The organism is Streptomyces sp. NPDC053541 (genome assembly GCF_044544705.1).
GTDB lineage: Bacteria > Actinomycetota > Actinomycetes > Streptomycetales > Streptomycetaceae > Streptomyces.
Genome location: NZ_JBITXM010000004.1, coordinates 613,922 through 627,388, shown reverse-complemented (window position 1 = coordinate 627,388; position 13,467 = coordinate 613,922). Strand labels below are relative to the sequence as shown.

Below are 13,467 nucleotides of genomic sequence, written 5' to 3'. Positions count from 1 at the left end.
CCGGTCAGGGCCCGGACGGAGCCCCTGATGCGGGCCTGGTGCGGGCCCGCATCAGGGCCGCGGGGACGGCCGCCGCTCAGCCGCGGGCGGCCTTCTCCGCGATGTCCGTACGGTGCTGCGAACCGTCAAGGCGGATTCGGCCGACCGCCGCGTAGGCGCGCTCGCGGGCCTGGGTCAGGTCCGAACCGGTGGCGGTCACCGACAGGACCCGGCCACCGGCGCTGACGACGGCGTCGCCCTCCCGCTTCGTGCCGGCGTGCAGCACGTACGCGTGCGGGGCGTCCTGCTCCGCGACCTCGGCCAGGCCCTCGATCGGGTCGCCGGTGCGCGGGGTGCCCGGGTAGTTGTGCGAGGCCACGACCACGGTGACGGCGGCCTCGTCGCGCCAGGCCAGCGGGGCCTGGTCGGCGAGGGTGCCGTTGGCGGCGTGCAGCAGCACGCCGGCCAGCGGGGTCTTGAGACGGGCCAGCACGACCTGCGTCTCGGGGTCGCCGAAGCGCGCGTTGAACTCGATCACCCGCACACCCCGGCTGGTGATCGCCAGCCCGGCGTACAGCAGACCGGAGAACGGGGTGCCGCGGCGGCGCAGCTCGTCCACGGTGGGCTGCAGCACGGTCTCCAGGACCTCGTCGACCAGCTTGGGATCCGCCCACGGCAGCGGCGAGTAGGCGCCCATGCCGCCGGTGTTCGGGCCCTCGTCGCCGTCGAGCGCGCGCTTGAAGTCCTGCGCGGGCTGCAGCGGGAGGACGGTGGTGCCGTCGGTGATGGCGAAGAGGGAGACCTCGGGGCCGTCGAGGTACTCCTCGATGACCACGCGGTCGCAGGCGAGCGCGTGGGCGCGGGCCTGCTCGATGTCCTCGGTGACGACGACGCCCTTGCCGGCGGCGAGACCGTCGTCCTTGACGACGTACGGAGCGCCGAAGGCGTCCAGCGCCTCGTCGATCTCCTCCGGGGTGGTGCAGACGTAGCTGCGGGCGGTGGGCACGCCGGCGCCGGCCATCACGTCCTTGGCGAAGGCCTTGGAGCCCTCCAGCCGCGCCGCCTCCTGCGAGGGGCCGAAGACCGGGATGCCGGCCGCGCGCACGGCGTCGGCGACGCCCGCGACGAGCGGGGCCTCCGGGCCGACGACGACGAGCTCGGCGCCGAGCTCGGTCGCGAGCGCGGCGACGGCGGCGCCGTCGAGCTGGTCGACGGGGTGGAGCTCGGCGACCTCGGCGATTCCGGCGTTGCCGGGCGCGCAGTGCAGAGCGGTGACGTCGGGATCGAGGGAGAGGGAGCGGCACAGGGCGTGTTCGCGGGCGCCGCCGCCGATGACGAGGACCTTCACGCCAGCCAGGGTAGCCCGCGGGCCGGCGTGATCTTTGTGCGGGCCGCTGAGCGAGACGGCCCTACTCGTTGGTGTATTCCTCCAGGACGGTGGCGCCGAGCTCGCGCACGATCAGCTCGTGCCCGGACAGCGCCGAGTCCACGAGGTCCGGGTCGTCCTCCTCGGGCACGTCGTCCTCGGGCGCCACCGGCGGCGGCGCCTGGGGCGTGTACGCGGGCGCCGGGGCGGCCTGCGGGGCCTGCTGCGCGGGCGGGGCGGCCGGCACGGACGGGGCGGGGCCGGCCGCCGCCTGCGGGGCCTGCTGCGCCGAGGGTGCGTGTGCCGGCGGTGCCTGTACGGGGGCGGGCGCGGGCGGCTGCGGGCGCTGCGGGGCCGGGGCGGAGGGACGGCCGCCGCCACCGAAGCCGCCGGCTCCGCCTCCGCCGAATCCTCCGCCGCCGAAGCCGCCGGCGGCGGGCGGCGGGTTGGCGCCGCCGGAGGGGTCGACGATCGCCTCGACCCGCCAGTGCACGTTGAACTGCTCGGCCAGGGCCGCCTTCAGGACGTCCTCGCTGCCGCTGCTCGCGAAGTTGTCCCGGGCGCCCGCGTTGAGGAAACCGAGCTGGAGGGTGGTGCCGTCGAAGCCCGCGACCTGCGCGTTCTGCGAGAGCAGGATCCAGGTGAAGCGACGCCGGTTCTTGACCGCCTCCAGGATCTGCGGCCACATGGTGCGCACCTGAGCGGCGCCGGCCGCCATGTCACCGGAGGGCGCGCCGCCCTGCGGGGCGGGAGCCTGCTGCGGCGCGGGAGCCTGCGGGGCCGGGGCCGGGGCGGGTGCCGCGGGTGCCGCTCCCGGCCACGCGCCGGGGGCCGCGCCGCCGCCGGGCCGGGCGGCTCCGGGCCAGGCACCGGGCTGCGGCGCGGCGGCCTGCGGGGCCGGAGCGGGCGCGTGGGCCGGGGGCTGCTGGACGGGCGCCGGGGCGGGCGCGGGCGCCTGGGGCGCGGGTGCGGGCGGCGGGACATGGGCCTCCGCCGTCGGCACGTACCCCATCTGCGGGGCGGGCGAGCTGGTCGTGAAGACGGCGGCGGGCGGCGCGGCGGCGGCCCCGCGCTCCAGACGGTCGAGGCGCGCCTGGAGCGAACGCTCGTCGTCGAAGGCGGCGGGCAGCAGCACGCGCGCGCAGATCAGCTCCAGCTGGAGGCGCGGCGAGGTCGCGCCGCGCATCTCGGTCAGGCCGGCGTTGACGAGGTCGGCAGCCCGGCTGAGCTCGGCGGCGCCGAACACGGAGGCCTGCGCCTGCATCCGCTCGATGACGTCGACGGGCGCGTCGACCAGGCCCTTCTCGGCGGCGTCCGGCACGGCGGCCAGGATCACCAGGTCACGCAGCCGCTCCAGGAGGTCGGCGACGAAGCGCCGCGGGTCGTTCCCGCCCTCGATCACCCGGTCCACGACCTCGAAGGCCGCGGCCCCGTCGCCGGCGGCGAAGGCGTCGACCACCGAGTCGAGCAGCGAGCCGTCGGTGTAGCCGAGCAGGGAGGTGGCCATGGCATAGGTCACACCGTCGTCGGCGGCGCCCGCGAGGAGCTGGTCCATCACGGACATCGAGTCACGCACCGACCCGGCACCGGCCCGGACCACCAGCGGCAGCACCCCGTCCTCGACCGGGATGCCCTCGCGGCCGCAGACCTCGCCGAGGTAGTCCCGCAGGGTGCCCGGCGGCACGAGCCGGAAGGGGTAGTGGTGGGTGCGCGAGCGGATCGTCCCGATGACCTTCTCGGGCTCCGTGGTCGCGAAGATGAACTTGAGGTGCTCCGGCGGCTCCTCGACCACCTTCAGCAGGGCGTTGAAGCCCGCCGAGGTGACCATGTGCGCCTCGTCGATGATGTAGATCTTGTAGCGGCTGGAGGCCGGCCCGAAGAACGCCTTCTCGCGCAGGTCACGGGCGTCGTCCACACCACCGTGCGAGGCCGCGTCGATCTCGATGACGTCGATCGACCCCGGCCCGTTGCGCGCGAGGTCCCGGCAGGACTGGCACTCCCCGCACGGGGTCGGGGTGGGACCCTTCTCACAGTTCAGACAGCGCGCGAGGATGCGCGCACTGGTCGTCTTGCCGCAGCCGCGCGGCCCGCTGAACAGGTACGCGTGATTGACCCGGTTGTTCCGCAGCGCCTGCTGCAGCGGGTCGGTGACATGCTCCTGCCCGATGACCTCGGCGAAGGACTCGGGGCGGTAGCGGCGGTACAGCGCGAGAGACGACACGTATACGAGGTTATAGGCGCCCACTGACAACCCGGGAACGATCGCCCGCCCCGCGGCGCCCCGCCCTCCGGGCCCCGCCCGGAAACGCAAGCGCCCCCCACGCACCCGCCAGAGCCGACCTACCCTTGCTGCCTTCCGGCCCTGGGGGAGTTCAGTCAGATAGCGCCACGTGAGGGGCTCCGCCCAGAGTACCCGATCCGAACCCCCACCCCGACCCCCGTCCCCCCACCCCCTCGACCTGCACCCTTCCCCCGACCCCCGCCGCGGACCCCCCTCGCGACGACGTGCGCGAGCACCCCTCCCAGTCATGTAATGTTCTCCCCGGAGGATTCGCCTAGAGGCCTAGGGCGCACGCTTGGAAAGCGTGTTGGGGGCAACCCCTCACGAGTTCGAATCTCGTATCCTCCGCCACCGCCTGAACAGGCGAAATGAGAAGCCGAGTCGCACAGCGACTCGGCTTCTCCTGTTCTCCGGGGCTACCGGTGCCCACCAACGGGGGACTCCTGCCCGTACGACAACTGCGGATCACGGGGATACGACATCCTCGGAGCCATGCAGCGGCTCACCCTTGCCACGGTCCTGATCCCCCGAGGTGCCCCGGCATGACGTCCCCTTCGACGCCGGCGACTTGGCTCGGCGGTCTTGACGGCTGTCGTCTGGCACGCGTGCTCGAGGCGCGGCGGGACGCCGCGTGCCCTCCGGAGCCCCTCTCGGTGGGGGAGCTGGCCGACCGCCTTCAGCGCCCGGGATCGGTGGCGCTCGCCCTGCCGCGGCTCGCGCTGCCGCATCTCCAGGTCGCCGAGGCACTGGCGGCGCTGGGTGCGCCCGCACCGCCCGATGCCCTGGCAGAACTGCTGGGTGCGGCCGACGAGGACACGACCCGCGACCTGGACGCCGTACTGGAGGCTCTGGCCGATCACGCTCTGGTCTGGCCGGACGGCGGGGGAAGGCTCCACATGGCCGGACCGCTGCGGCAGGCATGGGACGCGCCCCTGGGTCTCGACGCCCCGCTGGAGGAGCTGCTCACGGGCACGACCTCGGACGAGCTGCGCGGAATGCTGGCGACACTGGGCGTCAAGCCGCCCAGCAGCAAGGCGCAGCGACTGGCGGCGCTGGTGGACCACCACAGTGACCCGGAGCGCATCCGCTCCGCGGTCGCCGAGGCCTCTGCCGCGACCCGGAAGCTGCTCGAAGACCGGGCGGGAGCAGGGACCGACGGGCCCGTGCCGCTCATCGGCTTCGGGAGCGTGGGCCCCGATCCCGAACCGGACGCTCGATGGGCGCTGGAACGGGGGCTCCTGATCCAGGACCGCTACGGCCCGGCCCGTATGCCCGCCGAAGTGACGCTCGCGCTGCGCGGACCCGACTGGCACGCCCCGTTCCAGCCCGTCCCGCCTTCCGCGGGATGGACGCCCGTCGGCCCGAGGGAGGTCGACCACGAGGCGTCGGCCGCCGCCTCGGCGTTCGCCGCCGGTGCCGCCTCGGTCCTGTCGGCCTGCTCGACGACCCCGCCGGCCCGGCTGAAGTCCGGCGGGATCGGTGCGCGCGAACTGGCCCGGCTCGGCAAGGCGGCCCAGGCCGACGACGTCGTCGTACGCCTCACCCTGGAGACCGCGTACGCCGCCGGGCTGCTGGCCCGGGACGGCGACCAGGTGGCCCCCACCGAGGCGTACGACGCCTGGGCGGAGCGGGAACCACCGGAACAGTTCGCCGTACTGCTCCAGGCGTGGTGGAACCTGTCCCTCACCCCCACCCAGGCCCGCGACGAGGACGGCAAGGCACTCCCGGCGCTCGCCGGCGCACCTCCCTGCGGCGGCTGTGCGCAGGCCCGCCACGGGCTGCTGGCCGCGGCCGCGCGGTTCCCGGCAGGGCACGGTGTGCGGGTCACGGCGGATCTGGGGCCGCTGATCGTCTGGCACCGCCCCCTCGCCGACTCGTCGCCGGACGGGCCGCCGTTCGCCGCCGTGATCCGCGAGGCCGAAGTCCTCGGCGTCCTCGCGCGAGGCGCCCTGTCCGCCATCGGCATCCACCTGCGGACCGGCGACACCGAGGCGCTGGACGTCGAGTGCCGGCGGCTGCTGCCCCCGGCCACCGCGACGGCCCGGATCGGCGCCGACCTCACCGCCGTCGTCACCGGCCCGCCGTCGACGCGGCTGACCTCGCTCCTGAGCTCCGTCGCCGACCGGGAGACCAGCGGCACGGCGTCGGTGTGGCGGTTCAGCGCCGGCAGTGTCCGCCGGGCTCTGGACGCCGGCCGGTCCCCCGAGGACATCACGGCCGACCTGGCCGCTGTCGCCACCGGGCCCCTGCCGCAGCCGCTGACGTACCTGATCGCCGACACCGCACGCGGCCACGGGCGCGTACGCCTCGCCCCCGCCGCCTGCGTCCTGCACGGCGACGAGCCCGCGCTCCTGGCCGAACTCGCCGCCCACCGCGGGCTGGCCGAGCTCGGCCTGCGCCGGCTGGCGCCGACCGTGCTGATCAGCCGCAGCCCGCTCGACACGACCCTCGCCGCGCTCCGGGCCGAGGGGTACGCCCCCGTCGCCGAGACCGGCGAGGGAACGGTACGCATCGAGAGGACCCCGCCCCGGCGCGCCACCGCTCCCGTTCCGGCTCCGCGCGGCCCCCGTGCGAGGCGCGGCCGGATCGCCGTCACGAGCAAGGCGAGGGAATCCGCCGCCTTCGACCCGGGCACGTTGGCGGCCCGGCTGCTGGCCGCCCCGCCCACGACTCCCGAGCCGGCACCGTTCGACGGAGGAGAGCCCTACGCCACGGACACCGAGGAGATCGTCGCGAGTTCGGCGAAACTCCTTCCGTACACCGACGTCCGACAGCTCGCTCATGCCATCGATGCCGGTCGGGCCATCGCGGTCGAGTACGTCGCCGCCTCGGGCAACCGGACCGTGCGCACCCTCAGCAGTCTGACCCTCGATCCGCCGTTCCTCGAGGCCTGGTGCCATCTTCGGGACGCCGAGCGCGTCTTCACCCTCGCCCGCATCCACGGCGTTATGCCGGCATAGCCCCACGGACACGGCCGAGGCCCTGACTCCGATGACAGCGTGAACAGTGAGAGGTATAGTTTTCTCCATAGTTGATATAAGGAGGTGTACAATGAGCCGGACAGTGATCGACCTCGATGACGAGCTGGTGGCGGATGTAGCCAAGGCCCTAGGGACCAGCACCAAGAAAGAGACCGTCAACACGGCCCTGCGCGAGGTGCTGGAGAACCGGCGGCGCGCGTTGGCTCTGACCCGCCTGCGCGCAGCTGCCACCGAAGGTGCGTTCGATCTGACACTCTTCGAGGACAAGCGAAACTACCGACGGTGAACGCCGCTCTCTATCTGATCGACACCAGCGCCCTCGCCCACTTCATGCGGGGCGACGCGGAGCAGTACGGCTGGGACCAGGCTGCAGCCGCCGGCCTGATCGCCACGTGCCCCATCACGGAGCTGGAGTTCTTTTACAGCGCCCGGTCGGCCGCCGACCGGGCACGCGGCATCGAGGACCTCCGCCTGATCTTCGGCTGGGTCCCGGTTGACGACCGCGCCTACGCGCGGGCCTGGCAGGTCCAGGAGGCCCTGACCGAACAAGGCCGCCACCGCGGCGCCGGAGCAGTGGATCTCATCGTGGCCGCGACCGCCGAGCTGCAGGGACTCACTCTTCTGCACCGTGACCACGACTTCGAGTGCATCGCCGCGGTAACCGGCCAGCCCCTCCAGTGGTACGGCCCCGAGGGGCGTGCGTAGCCGAACGGTGGTTGCGGTGCTGGGGCGTCCCCAAGGGCTTATGGCGCCGAGCCGCGGTCAGGTCCGCCTGTGGTCCGGCCGATAGGTCGCCCAGGTCTTGGGGGTTTCCGAGACCCGGACCGCGGTCAGTTCCGGCAGGCGGTCACACCAGAGCTCGAAGATCCACACGGCGAGGTTCTCCGCCGACGGTGAGGTACCCCCTCCATCGCCTCATTCAGGTGCCGGTGGTCGAGGGTGTCGTCCATCCCTTGCTTGAACGCGTCGAGCTCACGGTAGTCGCGGACGAATCTCGCCTCGGTGAGGGCCTCGCGCGGGGCGGACAGTTCCAGGACCACGACGTAGTTGTGTCCGTGCATCCGGGCACACGGATGCCATGCGGGCAGCCGGTCGAGCACATGGCTCGCGAAGAAGTGGAACTCCTTGGTGATGGTCAGCATGGCCGCCCCAGTGTCACACAGCCGCCCCGGACCGCCCCGTCCCCGCCCCGGGGGCTCACGGCCTCCCCCGCTCGGCGTCGAGGACCCTCCGGTTCAACGGGACGGTGCGGAGGAAACCCTCCCGCAGTCGGGCGTCGGTGATGTTGTCGGCCTTGCGCATGATCTCGGCGCGCGCTCGCGCGAGCAGTGCGCCCGCCTCGGCGTGGTTCCCCGCCGCGTGGAGCACGGTGGCGACCTGGTGGAGCACCTCCTCCGTGCGCAGGGCCGGCATGTCGCCCACCTCGTTCAGGACACGCAGGGCCTCCCGGGCGCAGACCTCGGCCTCCTCCCGTTCACCCTGTTCGAGCAGCACACCGCTGCGGAGCGAGAGGGCGGCGATCTCGCTGCGGACCATGCCGCTGCGGCGCGTCTCCACGATGGTGTCCACCAGCAGCCGCGCCGCGCGGTCCCGGGCGTCCGCCGGCGGCTCGGCCGCCTCCAGCAGGGCTTGGGCGTAGAGGTTGCGGACGATCGGCACCAGGTTCGCCAGCCAGGTCCGCTCGGTCTCCGCCCAGGCGTCCTCCATCAGCCGGAGGCCCTCCGCGCTGCCGGACCGGCGCTGGACGAGCAGGTGCGCCAGCAGCGCGGCGTTGTACGCGTGCCATCCGCTGTCCCCGCCCCGCTCGGCCTCGAAGTCCAGGGCCCTGCGCAGGGCCTCCTCGGCCTCCGCCACCTCCCCCAGCGCCACGTACACCTGGGCGAGGTAATTGAGGGCTATGGGCAGCTCGGCCCGAAGGGAATCGCCGGCGAGGCGCTCCGTGCAGCGTCGCAGCCGCACCAGCGCCTCTTCGAGGTGCCCGCTGTCGAAGAGCGAGACGCCGAGCTGCATCTCGCCCAGGTTCCGGGCGTGCTGCAGCACCGGGTCGTCCCGGCGCCCGAGCCGCGGGTCGGTGGCGTACAGCCGCTCGGCCTCCTGGAGCTGGGCGAGCCCGTCGGAGAGCCGCCGCTTGGAGACCTGCCGGCCGTATTCGACCTTGGCCACGAACAGGGCGACCGGATCCCCGTGCGCCTCGGCGAGGTCGACCGCTTCCCGCAGCTTCGCCAGCGAGGGCACGAGTCCCTCGGTCGCCAGGAGGGTCTTGCCGCGCAGGAGCGCGGTGCGGATACGGAGCTCGGGCACCGCGCACCGTACGGCGGCCGCCTCCGCCTCCGCGGCCAGGGCATCGATGTCCGGGCCCCCCGCCGGCGTGCTGTTGCCCCGCCACCGCACCTCCGTGAGCGACAGCAACAACTCGGTGGCCTGAATCAGCAGGCGGTCCCTCACGGGATCGCCCGAAGGCAGCGCCCGGGCCGCGCGGATCGCCTCTTCGCAGTGTTGCTCCGCCTCGGCGAACGACAGCCCCTCGGTCGCCGCCAGCCGGGCCAGTTCGTAGTGGGCCTCGGCCGACGCCGGGAGGCAGCCCGGACCACCGCGGCGCAGGTGGCTCGCGATCTCGAGCAGCAACGGCAGCGTCCTGTCGTCGCCCCGCTCCGCCGCGAGAGCACGCGCGATCTTGGCGTGCCGTGTCCTCGACTGGCCGGGGCTCTGGCTCTCGTAGATGACCCGCCACAGCGCGCCGTGCTGGAACCGATAGCAGTCCGCCGCCTCCGAGCCCGCCCACGACGGCGGGGCGGTCAGCTCGATGAGGCCGGTGCCGGCGATCCGGCGGAGCCGTTCCATCACGTCGGTGTCACGGGCGTCCAGGACGCTCGCCACGACCCGGGACAGGAAGACGGCCCCCTGCGTCGAGGCCACGGCGAGGAGTTCGCGGTCCTCGTCCGACAGGATCCGCATGCGCGCCTCGACGACCCGGGACAGGCTCGGGGGCAGGTCGATCTCGTCGCCGGCGTCCTGACGCCACCCGTCCAGGCAGAGGCGTACGAAAATGGCGTGCCCGCCCGTCAGCTGCGCGAGCTTCTCGGAGAAGGACGCGGGGGCCGTGGGGTGGGTGATCCGTACCAGCTCGTGGATCGCGTCGGACGGCAGTCCGCCGAGGCGTCGACGGGTCAGCACCCCGTCGTCCGCCCAGCGCTGGAGCATCTCCTCCACCATGGCCGCGTGGCCGCCGCCGTGTGCGGCGTCGGTGGTGTGGCTGAGGACCAGGCCGAGCGGAGCGTCCGCGAGGTGCCGCAGGAGCCGGTCGATCACCAGCATGCTGCTCGGATCGATGTGCTGGACGTCGTCGATGGTCAGCACGACGGGCGCGTCAGGGCGGGCGAGTTCGAGCACGGCATCGGTGATCTGCATCGCCACGCCCTGCTGGAAGGGCTGCAGGCTGTCGAGCGGCATCGATCCCGCGGCGAGCGACGCCCGGGTGACCTCCTGGCCGACGGTGAAGGCCGTACCGAGACCGGGCACCATGGCCGAGAGCAGCTCGGGCGCGGACTTCACGAGTCCACGGCGCGTGAAGCTCAGGAACTGGCGCACGGGGCCCGGCTGCTTCACGGCCCGCGCCAGAGGCAGCATGAGGTCCACGACGGGGCCGTACACGAGCCCGGGGCCGATGCCGGGATGGCAACGCGCGGCGACGACCCTCAGGGCCCGGAGGTCGGGATCGGTCTCCGCCAGCCGTGCGAAGGCGCCGAGCAGGGACGTCTTGCCCATGCCGGCGACGCTGTCCAGGACCACCGCCCCGCCACGCCCCGAGAACAGCCCCTCCGCCAGCGCGCGCAGCTCAGCGATGTGCTCCACACGGTCGACGAACTCGGTCCGCACGACGCTCCCCCAAAGCCTCAGCCGGTACAGAACTAGCTTGCTTCCACGCACTGTTCAGGCAATCACCGTAGATCACCAGACCTCCGGTCGGCCTCGATCGGCGCGGTTTCGGCCACGAGCGATACCCGCACGGCGTCGGACCGTTGACGGGGGGGAGGGCCCGCCCCGGCGCCCTGGGGCGGATGCCCTGGGGACGCCGGGGAGAGAGAGGGGGTAAGGGCCGGGTCAGGCGGCGAGGACTTCGATGCCGTGGGCGAAGAGGGCGGCCTGGACGCGGTTGTCGACGCCGCACTTGGTGTAGACGGCGCTGATGTACGACTTCACCGTGCCGGCGCCGAGGCCGAGCCGCTTGCCGATCTGCTGGTTGGTGAGCCCCTGGCCGAGCAGGACGAGCACCTCGCGCTCGCGCAGCGAGAGCGACAGCGGGCCGCCCGGCACGCGGGTGTCCGGCGCACGGGTGTCCGCGCGGACGGCGGCGGCGCCCGTGTGGCGGATCCAGGAGGCGGGCAGCACCGCCGCACCCGAGGCCAGGGTGTGGACGGCGTGCGACAGGGCGCTCGCGTCGGCGTCCTCCGGCAGGTAGCCCGAGGCGCCCGGCGGCAGCCCCACCGCGGCGGGACGCGCGGCACCGGCCTCGCCCAGCAGCGCCACCGGGACCCCCGGCCCGCCGGGCGGCGCCTCGGTGCCCTTCAGTGCGGCGAGCAGGCGGCCGACCCCGGGCAGGGTGCGGGAGGCGAGCACGACCGACCGCCCCCCGTCCCGTACCCAGGCGAGTACCTCGTCCACGTCGCCGTGGCCGGCGACCGCGAACTCGCCGCGTCTTGCGAGGGATTGCGCGAGCGCCTCGCGGATCAGCGGGTGGTGGTGGGCAATCGACACTTTCAACACGGTTCCCCCGAGAACTCGATCGATCGACTGGACGTCAAGCGTGGTCGGGGTCAAGTTACTTCAAAGTATGGGGCGCATGTCAGCCAGTCCCCCTATGTCCCACCTCAGTCGGATTCCCACCGGTCTGCTCTGCTTCGCACCGGCTACGCCCCGGTAACTGCCGAACGGACCCGCCGACAGGCAGTACAGGCGCCCTTCGACGCCCACCAAGATCAACACCGGCCCGGTGCGATGACGCCGGGCCGGACGGTGTGCCCGCCCCGCGCCAATCGGGGCGGGCACGCCCTCCGATCGTAATGAACGCACACGAAGGAACACTCCTCATGAACCGCTCGGCAGCCCGCCGTCCCCTGTCCGCCGCCGCCGTCACCGCCACCGTCCTCGGCGCCTTCATGGTCGCGGCCACCGCCACCCCGTTCTTCCTGAAGAGCGCCCTGAACATGAGCAAGGACTCGGCCTCCACCGCCTACCAGGCGATCATGACCGGCATGGACGTGGCCTCCGCCATCGGTCTGGTCTCCGGCGGCCTCGCCGTCGGCTCCATCGTGATCTGGGGCGTCAAGCAGGCCATCAAGAAGGGCGGCAAGAAGGCCGTCATCGCCTAAGGGCCACACCACCCCGCACCGCGCCCGCCGGCCCCGTTCACCGGGGCCGGCGGGCCGGCGGGGGCCATGAAAGAGCACAGGCTCAGGCTCAGGCGCAGGCACAGGCGCAGGCACACGGACAACGACCGGGCGGCGACAGGCAGATGGAGACGACGACCAGCGGGCTCTTCCGGCGGCAGTGGCCCGCCGTGGTGTGCGGCACCCTGCTGTGGCTCGGCGCCTTCGGCGCCGGCTGGCACTGGGCGCCCACCGACCCCACCGGGGTGAGCCTCGCCCCCAAGGACGGTGACTGGAATCTCTTCACCGAGATCCTCGCGCGGAACGTCGGCGTCTCCGCGGCCCTCTTCCTCGGTGTCCTCACGCTCGGCGTGATGACGATCCCGCTGACCCTCCTGACCGGCGTCCTCGCCGGTTACTACGGGGGCCAGGGCAGCGCCGTCCTCGGCACGGACGGCGTCGTACGGCACCTGCTGCCGCACATGCCCCTGGAGCTGGCCTGCCTCGCGCTCGCGGCGGCGGCCGGCCTCGTGCCGCTGGTGGGCTGGGCGCGCGCCGGGCTCACCGGGCGGCCCTCCGGGGCGCCGGGCGCCGGACTGCTCGCGCGGGCCGGACTGCCGGACGCCTGCCGGCTGTGGGGCGTGGCGGTGGCGGGACTGGTCGTGGCGGCGGGAATCGAGACGTGGGTGAGTACGTGAGCGGCATGAGCAACGTGAGCAACGTGAGCGGCATGAGCAACATGAGCACGACTGGGCGAGACATGGGTACGGACAAGGTGCGCGCGGCGATCAGGACGGACGGCCCCGACGGGCTGCCCGGCTACCGGGGCGACGACGACACCGCACCCGGCCTCGGAACCGGCGGCGGTGCTGCCCGTCTCCCCGGCCGCCGCCTCCACGCCCTCGGCGTCTGCGCCCTCGTCCTCGCCACCCTCGGCTTCGGCGTCCCCCTGTGGGGCGAGATACGGGAGCGGGTCCTCGACCGCGTCGGGCCCGTGTCCGACGGGGCCGTCGGCATCGGCACCGGCATCGCCTGGACGACCAGCGCGCTCGCCAACATCGTCACGCTCGGCGTCCTCGGGGTCCTCGTCGGCGTGCTCGGCGCCCTCGCCGTACGCCACCTCCCCCTGCCCCTCCCCCTCCCCCTGTCCCCGTCCCGGAACGGTGAGCGGCGCCCGCGTCCGACCGCCGAATTCACCGAACTGCGGCGGGCCTTCACGCTCGGTTGGATCGGCTTCGTCCTCGCCAAGCTGACCGGCTGGACCCTGGCCCGGCTCGTCACCGGCGGTTCGACCGCCTGGGCCGTGCCGTCCGTGACCCAGCTCGACGCCTGGCTGCCGCTGCTGCCCTGCGCCCTGCTGCTGACCGGCCGCGCCATCGGGGCCTCCTGGCCGCGCGCCGCGACCGTCGCCGTCGGGATCACCGCCCTGTACGCCCTCGCGCTCGGCCTCCTCCCGTCCTGACCCTGACCCCGACCCTGGCCCCACCACGACCG

The 13,467-nt window shown here is 73.5% G+C and carries 10 protein-coding genes, 1 tRNA gene, 1 other RNA gene and 1 pseudogene; 7 read left to right on the top strand and 6 right to left on the bottom strand.

The window, feature by feature from the left end; translation table 11 throughout:
• Positions 1-76: 76 nt before the first annotated feature.
• The 3 genes from purD to ffs all read right to left on the bottom strand — a co-directional run bounded on the left by purD (position 77) and on the right by ffs (position 3,748).
• Positions 77-1,327 carry a phosphoribosylamine--glycine ligase gene (gene purD / locus ACIGW2_RS13490; protein WP_399843435.1) on the bottom strand — a complete coding sequence of 417 codons (1,251 nt, stop codon included), beginning with the start codon at positions 1,325-1,327 and terminating at the stop codon, positions 77-79.
• A 61-nt stretch (positions 1,328-1,388) separates the two neighbouring features.
• Positions 1,389-3,566 (bottom strand): DNA polymerase III subunit gamma and tau, encoded by a 2,178-nt coding sequence (locus ACIGW2_RS13485; RefSeq protein ID WP_399843433.1) that lies wholly within the window; start codon positions 3,564-3,566, stop codon positions 1,389-1,391.
• Positions 3,567-3,649: 83 nt separating this feature from the next.
• An RNA gene (gene ffs / locus ACIGW2_RS13480) (signal recognition particle sRNA small type) lies at positions 3,650-3,748 on the bottom strand.
• A gap of 141 nt (positions 3,749-3,889) precedes the next feature.
• Here ffs and ACIGW2_RS13475 point away from each other — a divergent pair.
• The 4 genes from ACIGW2_RS13475 to ACIGW2_RS13460 all read left to right on the top strand — a co-directional run bounded on the left by ACIGW2_RS13475 (position 3,890) and on the right by ACIGW2_RS13460 (position 7,312).
• Positions 3,890-3,977, top strand: a tRNA-Ser gene (locus tag ACIGW2_RS13475).
• Positions 3,978-4,168: 191 nt separating this feature from the next.
• The gene (locus ACIGW2_RS13470) at positions 4,169-6,586 is read left to right on the top strand and encodes a helicase-associated domain-containing protein (RefSeq protein WP_399843430.1); all 2,418 of its coding nucleotides are present in this window, start codon (positions 4,169-4,171) and stop codon (positions 6,584-6,586) included.
• A 91-nt stretch (positions 6,587-6,677) separates the two neighbouring features.
• On the top strand, positions 6,678-6,893 hold the full coding sequence (locus ACIGW2_RS13465) for a type II toxin-antitoxin system VapB family antitoxin (protein WP_285527918.1): 216 nt from the start codon (positions 6,678-6,680) through the stop codon (positions 6,891-6,893).
• A complete protein-coding gene (locus ACIGW2_RS13460) occupies positions 6,890-7,312 on the top strand; it encodes a PIN domain nuclease (protein WP_399843426.1) in 423 nt (140 codons plus the stop codon). The genes ACIGW2_RS13465 and ACIGW2_RS13460 overlap by 4 nt, the downstream gene beginning before the upstream one ends.
• A gap of 57 nt (positions 7,313-7,369) precedes the next feature.
• On the opposite strand, the pseudogene ACIGW2_RS13455 reads toward ACIGW2_RS13460, so the two are convergent.
• The 3 genes and pseudogenes from ACIGW2_RS13455 to ACIGW2_RS13445 form a co-directional block, all read right to left on the bottom strand.
• Positions 7,370-7,749: pseudogene (locus tag ACIGW2_RS13455) on the bottom strand (6-pyruvoyl trahydropterin synthase family protein).
• Positions 7,750-7,804: 55 nt separating this feature from the next.
• Positions 7,805-10,483 (bottom strand): AAA family ATPase, encoded by a 2,679-nt coding sequence (locus ACIGW2_RS13450; protein ID WP_391655841.1) that lies wholly within the window; start codon positions 10,481-10,483, stop codon positions 7,805-7,807.
• Between the two features lie 225 nt (positions 10,484-10,708).
• The gene (locus ACIGW2_RS13445) at positions 10,709-11,362 is read right to left on the bottom strand and encodes a LuxR C-terminal-related transcriptional regulator (protein ID WP_391655842.1); all 654 of its coding nucleotides are present in this window, start codon (positions 11,360-11,362) and stop codon (positions 10,709-10,711) included.
• A gap of 332 nt (positions 11,363-11,694) precedes the next feature.
• Here ACIGW2_RS13445 and ACIGW2_RS13440 point away from each other — a divergent pair, with 332 nt between their 5' ends.
• The 3 genes from ACIGW2_RS13440 (at position 11,695) to ACIGW2_RS13430 (ending at position 13,435) form a co-directional block, all read left to right on the top strand.
• Positions 11,695-11,976 carry a hypothetical protein gene (locus ACIGW2_RS13440; RefSeq protein ID WP_354720413.1) on the top strand — a complete coding sequence of 94 codons (282 nt, stop codon included), beginning with the start codon at positions 11,695-11,697 and terminating at the stop codon, positions 11,974-11,976.
• A gap of 143 nt (positions 11,977-12,119) precedes the next feature.
• Positions 12,120-12,671, top strand: coding sequence for a stage II sporulation protein M (locus tag ACIGW2_RS13435; RefSeq protein ID WP_391655843.1), 552 nt, complete (start codon positions 12,120-12,122; stop codon positions 12,669-12,671).
• Positions 12,672-12,676: 5 nt separating this feature from the next.
• Positions 12,677-13,435 carry a hypothetical protein gene (locus tag ACIGW2_RS13430; protein ID WP_399843420.1) on the top strand — a complete coding sequence of 253 codons (759 nt, stop codon included), beginning with the start codon at positions 12,677-12,679 and terminating at the stop codon, positions 13,433-13,435.
• Positions 13,436-13,467 lie beyond the last annotated feature (32 nt).